The sequence below is a fragment of the Allobosea sp. BK604 genome, from assembly GCF_004341515.1.
In the GTDB taxonomy this organism is placed as follows: Bacteria; Pseudomonadota; Alphaproteobacteria; order Rhizobiales; family Beijerinckiaceae; genus Allobosea.
On record NZ_SLZF01000004.1, the window covers coordinates 337,685 to 351,546 of the forward strand.

8 protein-coding genes are annotated in these 13,862 nt (G+C 67.1%); 3 read left to right on the forward strand and 5 right to left on the reverse strand.

Annotated features, from left to right (window positions below; all coding sequences use genetic code 11):
* Nucleotides 1-27: 27 nt before the first annotated feature.
* The 3 genes from EV560_RS14650 to EV560_RS14660 form a co-directional block, all read right to left on the reverse strand.
* On the reverse strand, nt 28-1,230 hold the full coding sequence (locus tag EV560_RS14650; protein ID WP_131856511.1) for an OpgC family protein: 1,203 nt from the start codon (nt 1,228-1,230) through the stop codon (nt 28-30).
* Nucleotides 1,230-2,879 carry a thiamine pyrophosphate-binding protein gene (locus EV560_RS14655; RefSeq protein ID WP_131856512.1) on the reverse strand — a complete coding sequence of 550 codons (1,650 nt, stop codon included), beginning with the start codon at nt 2,877-2,879 and terminating at the stop codon, nt 1,230-1,232. Before EV560_RS14655 ends, EV560_RS14650 begins: the two co-directional genes overlap by 1 nt.
* Nucleotides 2,880-2,951: 72 nt before the next feature.
* Nucleotides 2,952-3,851, reverse strand: a complete 900-nt coding sequence (locus EV560_RS14660) for a CE1 family esterase (protein ID WP_165923472.1) — start codon at nt 3,849-3,851, stop codon at nt 2,952-2,954.
* 163 nt (nt 3,852-4,014) lie between these two features.
* Between EV560_RS14660 and EV560_RS14665 the strand changes: the two genes are divergently transcribed.
* The 3 genes from EV560_RS14665 (at nt 4,015) to EV560_RS14675 (ending at nt 10,772) form a co-directional block, all read left to right on the forward strand.
* Nucleotides 4,015-4,590, forward strand: coding sequence for a sigma-70 family RNA polymerase sigma factor (locus tag EV560_RS14665; RefSeq protein WP_131856514.1), 576 nt, complete (start codon nt 4,015-4,017; stop codon nt 4,588-4,590).
* Nucleotides 4,591-4,675: 85 nt separating this feature from the next.
* A complete protein-coding gene (locus EV560_RS14670; RefSeq protein ID WP_131856515.1) occupies nt 4,676-5,317 on the forward strand; it encodes an NrsF family protein in 642 nt (213 codons plus the stop codon).
* 337 nt (nt 5,318-5,654) lie between these two features.
* On the forward strand, nt 5,655-10,772 hold the full coding sequence (locus tag EV560_RS14675; RefSeq protein ID WP_131856516.1) for a cadherin-like domain-containing protein: 5,118 nt from the start codon (nt 5,655-5,657) through the stop codon (nt 10,770-10,772).
* 61 nt (nt 10,773-10,833) lie between these two features.
* Here EV560_RS14675 and arfA read toward each other — a convergent pair whose 3' ends face one another.
* Both arfA and EV560_RS14685 read right to left on the reverse strand, forming a co-directional pair.
* Complete coding sequence (arfA, locus tag EV560_RS14680; protein ID WP_465247012.1) at nt 10,834-12,378, reverse strand: arabinosylfuranosidase ArfA; 1,545 nt, start codon at nt 12,376-12,378, stop codon at nt 10,834-10,836.
* Nucleotides 12,379-12,498: 120 nt separating this feature from the next.
* The gene (locus tag EV560_RS14685; protein WP_131856518.1) at nt 12,499-13,848 is read right to left on the reverse strand and encodes an extracellular solute-binding protein; all 1,350 of its coding nucleotides are present in this window, start codon (nt 13,846-13,848) and stop codon (nt 12,499-12,501) included.
* Between the last annotated feature and the right edge of the window lie 14 nt (nt 13,849-13,862).

Genomic DNA, 13,862 nt, shown 5'->3' on the forward strand with positions numbered 1-13,862 from the left:
GTTCGCAGACGGCCGATCAGGCGGCGTTCAACTCGCTTCACGGACCCGTGTCGGCAGGGCGAGGCCGGTGGCGACCGGCTCGTTCTCCTGCGGCGGCGTTTCGGGCTTGGGCGCCGGCTTCGCCCAGGGCGCGCTCTTGAACCAGCCGACCGCGACCGCGACGGCGAGGATCAGCGCGAAGCCAGTCAGATTGAGCAGCGCGACGACGGACTCGCTGCGACCGAGCATGTCGGCCGCTGTGCCGGCGAGCCGGGCCAGCACGACGCTCGCCAGGAAGGTCGCGAGCGATTGCCGGCCGATCAGGATCAGGAGATGGCCCGCGCCCCGGTCGAGCTGCTGCCGCCAGGGCTCGATCAGGCTCAGCACCAGATAGGCCAGCGCGAGGAAATGCAGCACGCGCAGGATGTGCAGATTGCTCTTCTCGGCGGCGGGGACGATCAGATCACGCAGGGCCTGCGCCGCCGGCCAATGCTCGAGAATGCCCCAGAAGGAGAGCGGCACGCTGAGGATCAGGAAGCCGGCCGTCGCCAGCATCAGGCCGGGGTCACCGAGCCGTGGCACCGGCAGCCATTTCATGCCGATGAAGAAGCCGATGAAGAAGACGAGCTGCCAGGCGAAGGGGTTGAGGAACCAGCCCGCCCCATTCCAGGGATTGCCCGGCAGGTTCAGCCCTTCGGTCCAGACCAGCGCATAGAGCAGTCCGGCCAAAAGGAAGGGCAGGGCAGCGTGGATGCGTCGGAGCGCCATCATCACCGGCACCAGCGCCAGAATGACCAGGTACATAGGCAGGATGTCGAGATAGTCCGGCTGCCAGGTCAGCGTCACCAGGCCGAGCAGCGCGCGTTCTGGATCGCTCAGCAGCGGCGGAAATTGTTCGGTGAGTTCGGAGAGGCCGAAGCCGCGGTCGAGCAGCGCCGCGAGCCCGATCAGCGCCAGCACGAGCCCGAGCTGCGCCCAGTAGACCTGCCAGATCCGGTAGGCGATCCGCGCCGTGCCGAGCAGCAGGCCGCGCCGGACGAAGACGCTGCCGAAAGCCAGCGCACTGGCGATGCCGGAACAGAAGACGAAGAGCTCGGCGCCGGAGGAGAAACCGAAACGTGCAGGAATGAAGGCGTTCCAGCTGTTCTCGGGCAAATGCGCCACGAAAATGATCAGCATGGTCAGCCCGCGAAACACGTCGAGCCGCTCGTCGCGCGGCCGCTTCGTCGCCGTCTTGTGAAGCCCGTTCATCAGAAGGCCCCCTCATAGCTCCTGGCGTCGATATGGCAGGCGAGCAGCGTGAAGCCGTCGCGCCTGAAGGCGGCCGCGGCCGCGTGCTTCAGGCTGTCGCGATCTGAGATCGTCACGCCATGGCCGCCCATGGCCTGCGCCACCGCGGCGAAATCGGTGGCGCCGAAAGCGACGCCGGCGCGTTTCAGCCCGAGCTGGCGCTGCTTCAGCGCGATCAGCCCGAGGCTCTCGTCGACGAGCGTGACGATGACGACGGGAAGCTTGAGATCGCGCAGCGTCGCAAGCTCGCCGAGCACCATTTCGAGCCCGGCATCGCCGACGAAGCACAGCGTCGACCGGCCGGAACCGAGCGCGGCACCCGTAGCGAGCGGCAGGGCGCAGCCCATGGTGCAGAGCCCGGTCGATTGCAGCAGCCGGCGCGGCCCGTCACAGCTCCAGATCTGGCTGAGCAGGATGCGGTGCGCGCCGGAATCCGCCGTCGCGACCGTTCCCGCCGGCGCGACCTCGCGCAAGGTCTCGAAGACGGCGTGCGGGCCCCAGGCGGAAGGCGCGGCGAAGGCGGCGCGGAAGATCCGGCGGATCGCCGCCGGCTCGCGGCCGAACCAGGCGCTCCTTGCCGTATGGCCTGCGGCCAGCTTCGTCAGGATCGCGCCGACATCGCCTTCGAGCAGCAGGCTCCCCCCGTGCATGCCGTGCTGGATCGGCTCGGCGACGATATCGATCACCCGTTTGTCGGCGGGCCAGGGATTGCGCCAGCCCTGACGCATCTCGATCGGATCATAGCCGGCGAGCACGATGAGGTCGGCCGCCTCGATCAGCGGCCGGATGATCGCATCGGCCTTGGGCGACAGGCCGACGCCGCCGATGACGCGCGGGTCGTCCTCGGGCAGCAGCCCCTTGGCCTTGTAGGTGGTGAGCAGTGGCGCACCGGTGCCTGTCAGGAAGCGATCGAGCGCGGCCGCGCCGCCCTGGTTGACGAGGTCGAGCCCGGCGATGACCAGCGGCGTCCTCGCGCCGGCGAGCAGTTCGCGCGCGAGCGTAAGGTCGGCCGGGACGGAAGGCTGTGTCAGCGGCGTGGCTGGTGGCCCGCGCCGCGTCGTGCGCGCCTCGGCGACCGAGATCGGCAGGTCGATATGAACAGGACCGGGCCGGCCGCGCTTGGCAAGCGCGACCGCCTTCTCGGCGACGACGTCCTCGGTGCCGGGCGCGGCGCGGAAGCTCGCCTTGACCAGCGGACGCAACACTGCCTGATGGTCGAAGACTTGATGTGTGTAGCTCTCCGCCAGTGCCTGGTCGACGCAGCCGGTGATGAAGATCAGCGGCACGCGGTCCTGCTGGGCATTGGCGACGACATTGACCGCATTGGCGACGCCGGGGCCGAGCGTCGCGACCAGCACCGGCAGAGCGCCGGTCGCATGCCAGAGTCCCTCGGCCATGAAGCCCGCCGCGTTCTCATGCTTGGCGAGCAGGAAGCGGATGCCGGCGCGCTCGAGCGCATCGACGAGCGCCAGCACTTCGCCGCCGGGAATGCCGAAGGCGTGGGTCGCGCCTGCGGCCGCTAGCCGGGCGGCGAGGTGATCGGCGCCGGTGACGAGGCCGGCCGTGGTCGTCTCCGTGATGCGGGTGGCGGAAATCGTGTCGTGGCTCATGGCGTCTCCCCGGCAGGCCGCTTGGGCGGCTTCACCGGAGAGATCGCGCCGAGACGCGCTTTGGTTACATGTTCACGGAGACGTGAGCTTGGCCCCCGTGGCCGAGACGGGCGCCTCTGCCGGCATGGCAAGCCGCCAGGCCCGTTCGACCCAGGCCGGATCGGCCATATGGCCGCCGGCATGCAGGCAAAGCTCGAGCCGCGCCGAGCCGCCGCAACCCGTTGCCAAGCGGCAGCTCAGGGCCTCGGACTGCCCGGATTTCGATACATCCGCCGCCCAGGCCGCGGTGCAGCCACCGGGCGCCAGGATGGCAAGACTTTTGAAGACGTCACCCTGCTTGTAGCCGTAGCGTAACGCGCGGCCGGCCAGTGGCACCGTCCCGTCGCTCATGCCGTGGACATGGATCAGGCTGGGGCGCGGCCCCGCGCAGCTTTGCGGCAGCGGCTCCCAGAACGCCCCGGCGATCGGCGCGAAGGCCGCGAAGCGCGCCGGCATGCGGCAAGCGAGATACCAGACCATCGAACCGCCCTGCGAGAAGCCGCTCGCCATGATGCGGGCGGGATCGATCGCGAAGCGCTGCGTCGCATCGTCGAGCACATGCCCGACATAGGCGAACTCGTCGCGACCATGGGCGGGCGAGCCGGGAAAGGACCAGCTATGCCCCATCCCGTCCGGCGCGATCAGCGCGACGCCGAGGCGCCGCGCAACCGCCACCAGGCCCTGATCGGAGATCGTTTCCTCGGCCGAGCCCTGGTAGCCATGGAAATACATGATCGCGCCGAGCTTTTGCCCGGGCCCGGCCTGCGGCGGCACGATGATCCGGTAATCGCCGTCCTTGACCTTGCAGCCGCCATCGGCGGGGCAAGAGTCGATCGGTGAGCGCCCGCTCGCATCCTGTGCCCGAAGCGGCGTGATGGCCAGGATCGCCGCAAGCAGCGCAAGACCCGACGCGAGACGAATTCTGGCCGCCATATCGATGCTCCCTGCGAGCGCCATCCGTGACGTCCCGCATGGGCGCGAGCGTATCGGCGCACCGGGCGGGCTTCATCGTCCGGTCACGGGCTTGTGAGCCCGGCGCTATCGTGCCACGGGATAGCTCGGATTCCCCGCGGCCCTCGGGAGAGGCGCGCACGCCTTGTCGCTCGACGAACTCGAATCGCAACTCAGGCCGGTCTTCATTGCCGCGCTCGCAGGCGATGAAGCGGCCTACCGGCTCTTTCTCGATACGATCAGCGCGCGCCTGCGCGGCTATTTGCGCCGCATGCTGGCCCAGGCCGGCCGCGGCGAGGCGAGCGAGGCCGAGGACGTGCTGCAGGAGGCGCTCCTGGCGCTGCATCTCTCGCGCCATACCTATGATCCGGCGAGCCCGGTCACGGCATGGGCCCATGCGATCGCGCGCTACAAGCTCGTCGACCATTTGCGCCGGTCCGGCCGCCATGCCGGCAACCTGCCGATCGATGACGAGGCCTACCAACTCGCCGCTCCGCCCGACAGTACAGCCGCTGAGGCCAGGCTGGATCTGGCGCGTGCCATGGACGCCTTGCCGGAGCGGACACGCGGCCTGATCGACCGGGTCAAGCTGCAGGGCGCGAGTGTCGCCGAAGCGGCGAGCGCCGCCGGCATGACCGAGACCGCGGCCAAGGTCGCGATCCATCGCGGCCTGCAGGCCATGGCAAAATTCCTGTCCCGGCGCGGGGCGAAGCCGCCATGACCAGCATGCGACATGGTGACCGCGTAACGTTTCGCAGGCTTTCCCCGAATTTCCCGTTGAACCAGAACATTCGCGAAGATCGGACATGCAGACCGAGGACCTGATCTCCCTGATGAGCGCCGACAACCGGCCCGTCGATACCGGCTGGCTGCGTCGCGCCACCTGGCTTTGCGCGCTCGCTGCGCTTTCGATCACCGCCGGGCTGGTCCTGGTCACGCTCGGCGCTCGTCACGATCTCGCCAGCGCGTGGATGACGCCTCCGGTCCTTGCCAAGGCCCTGCTTGGCGCCAGCGTCGCGACCATCGCGCTCGCCCTGTTCCAGAGCAGCCTGCGGCCGGGCCTGAAGCCGGCCCGGCGCCTGCCGCTGGTGGCAATCCCGGTCTTGCTGGTCGCAGTCTGGGCCCTGCTGACGCTGGCGTTGGCACCGCCCGAGCAATGGAGCGCGCTGACCTTCGGCCGTTACTGGCGCGCCTGCCTCATCGCCGTTCCCTTCTACGCTCTCCTCCCGCTCGTCCTGCTGCTGCTGCTGGCGCGCCGCGGCGCCCCGGTCGACGGCACGCTGACGGGGGCTTGCGCCGGCCTCGCCTCGGCCGGACTGGCGACTGTCGCCTACAGCCTGCATTGCCCTGATGACACGGTGCCGTTCCTGGCGACCTGGTACACGATCGCCATCGCATTCGTTGCAGGCCTCGGCGCGCTCGTTCTTCCGCGCTTCCTGCGCTGGTGACCTGAAACCGCAGAGCCTGCTCGAACAAAGCCGGTCTGCGAGCGCGCGACATCTGGCGCCGAAATCGCCTCCGGTACAGGTTCGTAGCCGACATACTCTTCCACCAGCCGTCGCAGGCGCTGTGTCAGGCGACCCGGTTGTGGCTCGCGGCCAGCCGCAGCAGGCCGACAATCTCGCCGAACTCGGCTCATTGGCGGAATTGCGTATCGTCTGACTTACCTCTGCCGCGCCCGCGACTACTCCCAACGCGCCTCCGCTGGCCCGCGGATCCGTGTCACAGAGCATAAGGGTCCATCCGCGTCGGCACGGTCAGCCTTGAGTCCCTGGGGGAGGCGACATGGCTACGATCACCAGCTTCGATCTGAACGGCTCCGGCAGCGGGCTCGACGAGAGCAGGACGATCCAGGAGGGCGCGTCGGCGATCCTCCTCGCGCCGAGCGCCACGCTCAGCGCCAGCGGCAATTTCAACGGGCAGTCGCTTCGGCTTTCGGGTCTCCTGGCCGAGGCGCAGATCGGGTTCGGCAGCGGCGTCAGCCTGTCCGGCACGAGCGTTCGCGTCGGCGGGGTCACGGTCGGCTCGGTGACGGGCGGCCAGAACGGAACGGACCTCGTGATCGCGTTCAACAGCAACGCGACGGCGAGCCGGGTTCAGACCGTGCTGCGAAATCTCACCTATAACGACGTCAGCGATACGCCGACGGCGAGCCAGACGATCACACTCAATCTCGCCGGCACGGTTCGCACCGACGCGATCACGGTCGTTCCGGTCAATGATCGGCCTCTGCTCGACCTGAACGGTGCAGCCTCCGGCACGGGATCATCCGCGACCTTCATCGAGAACCGCTCCGTCGCGGTTGCGCCGAGCGGGAGTTTGACCGACCCTGATACGAGCAGCCTCGTCTCGCTCAAGGCCACGCTCCTGGCCCGGCCGGATGGCGATGGGTTGGAACGGCTCAGCCTGGATGCGGCCGCCGCGAGCGCCGCGGCCGCTGCGGGGCTCACCGTCACCTACACAGCGTCCGCCGGCTTGCTCAGCATCGATGGCAACGCCTCCGTCGCGACCTACCAAGCCATCCTGCGCGGCATCCTCTACGAGAATGGTAGCGACCAGCCCTCGACCGCGGCCAGGACCGTCCGCATTTCCGCGAATGACGGGATCGAGACCAGCCTGCCCCGCGATGCAAGCGTCGCGATCACGCGCGTCAACGACGCGCCGGTGCTGGATCTCAACGGCGCGGCGGCGGGATCTGGCGCGACGCTGGCACACCGGGCCGGCGACCCGCCGGCGGCGCTTGCCACCCTCGCGACCGTTGCCGATATTGACTCCGCGAATTTCGGTGGAGGGCCCCTGCGCGTCGCCTTGACGGCGAACGGCTCCACCGCCGACCAGCTGCGCATCATGACGGATGCGACGGTGACGATCAGCGGGAGCACCGTCCGGGTCGGCGGGACCAGCGTCGGCTCGGTGACGGGAGGAGCAAACGGCGCCGATCTGGTGATCAGCCTCAACACGGGCGCGACACCGGCCGCGATCCAGATTCTTCTCCAGCATATCGGCTTCTCGACCGGGGCAGGCAGCTCGACATCGCCGCGCCAGGTCACCTTCACGCTAAACGACGGAGACGGCACGGCCAATGGCGGTACGGCCGTCGCCAGCGCCGTGGCGACGGTCGAGCTCACGGCCGGTCCGGGCAACACCAATGTCGCTCCGACGCTGACCGGCGACCTGCAGGCGACGATCGCCAATAACAGCACCTATCAGCTCACCACGAGCGACATCTTCTACACCGACCCGGACGATGGCCCGGCCGGCGTCACCTTCACGGTGAGCAATCTCGACAACGGCTACGTTCGCCGCAACGGCACCGCGGTGACGAGCTTCACGGCCGAGCAACTCGCGGCCGGCCAGATCACCTACTGGCATGACGGGTCGGAACCGGTCGGCAGCTTCAGGATCTCGGTCGAGGACGGGAACGAGGACGGCTCGACGCCGGTCGCGCAGAACTTCGTCTTCACCATCACGACCGGGCAGGTGAACGCTCCCCCGACGCTGACGGGCGATCTCAGGGCGAATGTCGCGACCGGCGGCACCTATGTGCTCGGACAGGCGGATCTGTTCTATACCGATCCGGATGACAGCGCGACCGGGGTTACCTTCACGGTCTCGGGGATTACGGGCGGCACGCTCCTGGTCAACGGCGCTGCCGCGACGAGCTTCACGCCGTCGCAGCTCTCCGGCGGGCTGGTCAGCTTCCGGCATGACGGCAGCTCGACCGCGCCGGCCTTTTCCGTCTCTGTCGAGGACGGGAATGAGGACGGCTCGACGCCGGTCGCGCAGAACTTCCTGTTCAGCGTCACGACGCCGCCGGTGAACGCCCCGCCGACGCTGACGGGCGATCTCAGGGCGAATGTCGCGACCGGCGGCACCTATGTGCTCGGCCAGGCGGACCTGTTCTATACCGACCCGGATGACAGCGCGACCGGCGTTGCCTTCTCGGTCTCGGGCGTTACCGGCGGCACGTTGCTGGTCAATGGGGTTGCCGCGACGAGCTTCACGCCATCGCAGCTCTCCGGTGGGTTGGTCAGCTTCCGGCACGATGGCAGCTCGACCGCACCGGCCTTCTCGGTGTCGGTGGAGGACGGCAACGAGGACGGCTCCGCGCCAGTCGCGCAGAGCTTTCTATTCACTGTCATAACGGCGCCGGTGAACGCCCCGCCGACGCTGACTGGCGATCTGCGAGCGTCAGTCGCCAGCGGCGGCACTTACGTGCTCGCTCAGGCCGACCTCTTCTATACCGACCCGGATGACAGCACGACCGGCGTCGCCTTCACGGTCTCGGGGGTTACGGGCGGCACGCTGCTGGTCAACGGGGTAGCCGCGGCGAGCTTCACGCCGTCGCAGCTCTCCGGCGGGCTGGTCAGCTTCCGGCATGATGGAAGCTCGGCCGCGCCATCCTTCTCCGTCTCGGTGGAGGATGGGAACGAGGATGGCTCGACTCCTGTGGCGCAGAATTTCCTGGTCACCGTCACGACGGGCAACGTAGCCCCGGTACTCACGGGCGACCTGCAGGCGACGATCGCCAATAACAGCACCTATCAGCTCACCACGAGCGACATCTTCTACACCGACCCGGACGATGGCCCGGCCGGCGTCACCTTCACGGTGAGCAATCTCGACAACGGCTACGTTCGCCGCAACGGTACCGCGGTGACGAGCTTCACGGCCGAGCAACTCGCCGCCGGCCAGATCACCTACTGGCATGACGGGTCGGAACCGGTCGGCAGCTTCAGGATCTCGGTCGAGGACGGGAACGAGGACGGCTCGACGCCGGTCGCGCAGAACTTCGTCTTCACGATCACGACCGGGCAGGTGAACGCGCCACCGACGCTGACGGGCGATCTGAGGGCGACGGTCACGGCTGGCGGCACCTATGTGCTCGGCCAGGCGGACCTCTTCTATACCGACCCGGATGACAGCGCGACCGGCGTCGTCTTCTCGGTCTCGGGCGTTACCGGAGGCACGCTGCTGGTCAATGGCGCGGCCGCGACGAGCTTCACGCCATCGCAGCTCTCCGGCGGGTTGGTCAGCTTCCGGCACAACGGCAGCTCGGCCACCCCGTCCTTCTCCGTCTCGGTGGAGGACGGAAACGAGGACGGCTCAGCGCCGGTGGCTCAGAATTTCCTGTTCACCGTCACGACGGGGCAGGGCAACGTCGCCCCGATACTCACGGGCGACCTGCAGGCGACGATCGCCAATAACAGCACCTACCAGTTCACCACGAGCGACATCTTCTACACCGACCCGGACGATAATCCGGCCGGCATTACCTTCACCGTAAGCAATCTCGACAATGGCTATGTCCGTCGCAACGGCACCGCGGTGACGAGCTTCACGGCCGAGCAGCTTGCCGCCGGCCAGATCACCTATTGGCATGACGGCTCGGAGCCGGTCGGCAGCTTCAGGATTTCCGTCGAGGACGGAAACGAGGACGGCTCGACCCCGGTCGCGCAGAATTTCGTCTTCACCATCACGACCGGGCAAGTGAACACGCCGCCGACGCTGACGGGCGATTTGCGAGCAACGGTGATCAGTGGCGGCACCTATGTGCTGAACCAGGCTGACGTCTTCTATACCGACCCGGATGACAGCACGACCGGCGTCGCCTTCACGGTCTCGGGGGTTACGGGCGGCACGCTGCTGGTCAACGGGGTAGCCGCGGCGAGCTTCACGCCGTCGCAGCTCTCCGGCGGGTTGGTCAGCTTCCGGCATGACGGCACGTCGACCGCGCCCTCCTTCTCCGTCTCGGTGGAGGATGGCAACGAGGATGGCTCGGCGCCGGTGGCGCGGAGTTTCATCCTCGATGTCGGCGGCGGCGGCGGCTCCACGCTCGACCTGTCCAGCGCCACGCGCGGGGTGAGGGTCGATCTCGGTGCCGCGCAATGGGTGCTCGCCACCAAGGTCATGGCGCTCGGGGATTCCATCACCAATGGCGACGCGCCTACCGGGCAGGACGAGCATGGCTATCGCGGCTTCTTCTACCAGAACGTGGTCGGGTCCGGGCTTCTGGTCGACATGGTCGGGCCCAACAGCAACGGGCAGGTGCCGGATCCGCAGCATGCGGGTTACCCGGGAGAAACCGGGGACGACATCCAGGCGCTGCTTCCCAATCTCCTCGCCACCTATACGCCGAGCGCCATCCTGCTGATGGTCGGCACCAACGACATCTTCTACAAGAACAATCCGCAGGTTCCCGTCCGGGCCGAGATCACCGCCATGCTCGACCATGTCGCGCAGGCGAGCCCGACGACACATGTCTATGTGTCGACCCTGATACCGCTGGCGGGCTACGACACCGAGGTCGCCAATGTGAACGCGGCGATCCGAAGCCTCGTCGCGGATGCGATCGGGCGCGGCCAGAATGTCAGCCTCGTCGAGATGCCGAGCGTCACGCTGTCCGACCTGTTCGACGGCATTCACCCGTCCGATACCGGGTATCGCGAGATGGCCGGCTACTGGGCATCGGCGGTCCTGGGCAACCCGCCCGCAACCGGTGCCGGCACGACGATCGATGCCGCGGTCACCACGGTCATCGGGAGCCTCAACAACGATCTTCTGATCGGTGATGGCCGCGCCAACGAGCTTTCGGGCGGTGCAGGCGCAGACTGGATCAGGGGCGAGGGTGGGAATGACCTGCTTTCGGGCGGCGCCGGCCGGGATGTTTTCGTCTTTGGCGCCGGCTTCGGCCAGGACACGGTTCAGGACTTCGTGCGGGGCGAGGATCTCCTCGACTTTCGTGCCCTCGCCTTGAACGTCGGCGATTTCGCGACCTGGCGCCAGGATCACATCTCGGCTTTGGGCAGCAGCGCGATCGTGACGATCCAGCCCGGCCTCACGGTGACGCTCACGGGTGTGACCGCCACCGCGCTGCAGGCGAACGACTTCCTGTTCGCCTGATCCGGCAGGCGATGGCGCAAGGCTCGCGCTGCAGCGGCGACACTGGCCGGTCGCTGCGACCCTATTTGGGCCGCGCGAAGTGGCAAACCGTCCATGAGGCCGGCGGCAGCGTCATCTCGATGCGGGAACTCGACACGGTCACGTCGTCGAAGCGATCCGGCTTGATCCGATCCGGGTTCTCCTTGTCGTTGACCGCCGAGAGGTCGCGATGGTGCAGTGTTTCCGCTGCCGCCAGTCCGAGATCACCGAAGCCGCGCACTTCCAGATCAAGCGATAGCGGCTCGGTGAGGTGGCGGTTGAGCGCGAACACGGTCAGGCCACCGTCGTCATTGGCCACGACCGACGCCTTGAGATAGGGGACGGAGGGCACGGGATAGTAGAGATCCTGCGGTCCGCGCGGGTCAAAATAGGACGCGGAATAGCTCGGCGATTTGATCGATGTCCTGAGCGAGCGGCCACGGCCATATCGGCTCATCTGAGCGAACGGATAGAAGATCGTCTGCCGCCAGGCCGGGCCGCCTGTTTCAGTCATGATCGGCGCGATCACGTTGACGAGCTGCGCAAGGCACGCGCATTTCACGCGGTCGGCATGGTTCAGAAGCGAGATGCAGGCGCCGCCGAAGACCAGGGCGTCTTCCATCGTGTAGATTTCCTCGAGGATCGGCGGGGCTACCGGCCAGCCTTCCTTGACGCGCTCCTGCCGGTTGCGCCGCGTCCGATACCAGACGTTCCATTCATCGAAGCTGAGGGCGATGCGCTTCGGCGAGCGGCGCTTTGCCGCGACCGCGTCGGCGATGGCCACGACCTCGTCGATGAACGCGTCCATGAGATCGGGGCTGGCGAGGAATGCCGGCGTGTCCTTGGCGTAATTGTTGAGATAGGTGTGCAGCGAGATGAACCCGACCTGGTCGAACGTGTGCTCGAGCACCTCGTCCTCCCACTTGCCGAAGGTCGGCATGTTGCGGCCGGACGATCCGCAGGCAGCGAGCTCGATCTTCGGATCGATCCAGCGCATCATCTTCGCCGCTTCATAGGCGACGCGGCCATATTCCGTCGCGGTCTTCGATTCCATTTGCCACGGCCCGTCCATCTCGTTGCCGAGGCACCAGAATTTGACGCCGTGCGGCTTCTCCCAGCCATGCTCGCGGCGAAGATCGGACAAGGCCGTGCCGCCGGGATGATTGCAGTATTCCACGAGGCTGCGGGCGGCATCGGCGCCGCGCGTGCCAAGATTGACCGCCAGCATCGGCTCGACCTCTGCGGCGCGGCACCAATCGATGAACTCGTTCGTGCCGAACGTGTTCGGCTCGGTGGTGAACCATGCAAGGTCGAGCCGCGTCGGCCGCTCCTCCACCGGCCCAACCCCGTCCTCCCAATTGTAGCCGGAGACGAAATTGCCGCCGGGATAGCGCATGATCGTCGGGCCGAGCTCCTTGACCAGGTCAAGGACGTCCTTGCGGAAGCCGTTCTCGTCGGCGGTCGGATGGCCGGGCTCGAAGATGCCGCCATAAACGCAACGGCCGAGATGCTCGATGAAGGCGCCGAACAGGCGCGGGTCGATATCGCCGATGGCGAAATCGCGATCGGCGAGGATGCTGGCTTTGATCATCGAACGGCTCCGGACGGTGCAAGGGAGATGGCGCGAGAGATCGAGCGACGCCCAGCGGCGTCGCGGCATGAATGCAGGGCTGGGGCGCGGGCGGCCTGCGCCGCCCGCGGGAAAGGTTCAGCGGCGGCTCAGCAACTGATCGGCGCGCTCCTGCGAATCCCGGAGCGCCTGATCGAGCGGCTTTGCGCCGTTGATGACGTTGTTGATCTCTTCTCCGATCAACGCCTGGAAGCCGAACTGCCGGCGCACGTCATGCGGCAGCGAGCGGCCGATCTCCGGAACGCGCATCACGTTGGCGCGTTCGGGCAGCTTGGCGTATTCGGCGAGCAGCGATTTGCGAACCGGGAGATGACCGCCACCGCGGGCCCAGTCGAAATTGTGGTCCCACAGATACTTGAGGAAAATCTGCGCCGCCTTGCGGGTCTGCGGATTGGTGCCGCCGCGCAGCATCACCCAGCTGTGGTTGTCGGCCCAGACGGCGTCCTGCTTGAACATGTTCGGGAAGATGCGCGCGGTGTATTCCTTGAGGCCCGATTCCGGCTTCGCCGCGGCATTGAGCAGGTCGTCGATACGCCAGGTGCCGGTGAAGTAGACCGCGCCGTTCCCGGCGATGAAGCCGCCGAGGCCGCCGGCTCCGTCTAGGCCCTTGGTGATATAGCCCTCTTTCGCCATCTTCTCGTAGAACTCGTAGGCGGCCCTCACCTCTGGGGTGCTGAAATTCGCCTTGTCGAAGCCCTGCGGGAACAGGTTGCCGTTCTGGGTATAGAGCATGGTCCAGAAGCCGCGCGTGGCGTTGGCTGAGTCGCCCGGCGCGACCGAAGCCATGATGATGTAGGGCTTGCCGGTCTTCTCCTTGATCGCCTTGGCCTGGGCCAAGGCCTCGTCGACCGTTTTCGGCATGATCGGCTTGCCTTCGCCATCGACGAGGCCCGCCTGCTTGAACAGACCGACATTGACGTGCCACAGCCAGGAATGGGTGTCCCATGGCATGGCGTAGACCTTGCCGTCGTAGGTGACGCCGGCTTTCGCCTGCGGCGTGATGTCGGCGATATCGATCCCCGCCGCCTTCAGATCGTCCTCGATCGGCTCGACGATGCGCGAACGGATGAAATCACCGATCTGCGAGGTATGCATCACCGCGATCGTCGGGATGTCGCGCGCGGCAATGCGTGCCGTGAGCTGCTGATAATAGGGGCCCCACTCGATGATCTGGGGCTTGACGACGATGTTGTCCTTGTTCGTGGCGTTGAAGTGATTGACCAGCGTCGTCATGACGCCGCATTCGCCGCGCGCCTTGGCAAAGTCCTGGCTGGTGCCGTAATCGGCATCGCAGGCGCCGAAGAAGCGGGCGAAGGCGATCTCGGTTTTCTGCTGTGCGGAAGCGCTCGTGGCAAATGCAGCTGCGCCCAAGGCGATCGTGGCAAGCAACCGTTTGGTCAGCCGTGTCGGGGGCCATCTCATCGGCATCGCTGTCTCTCCCT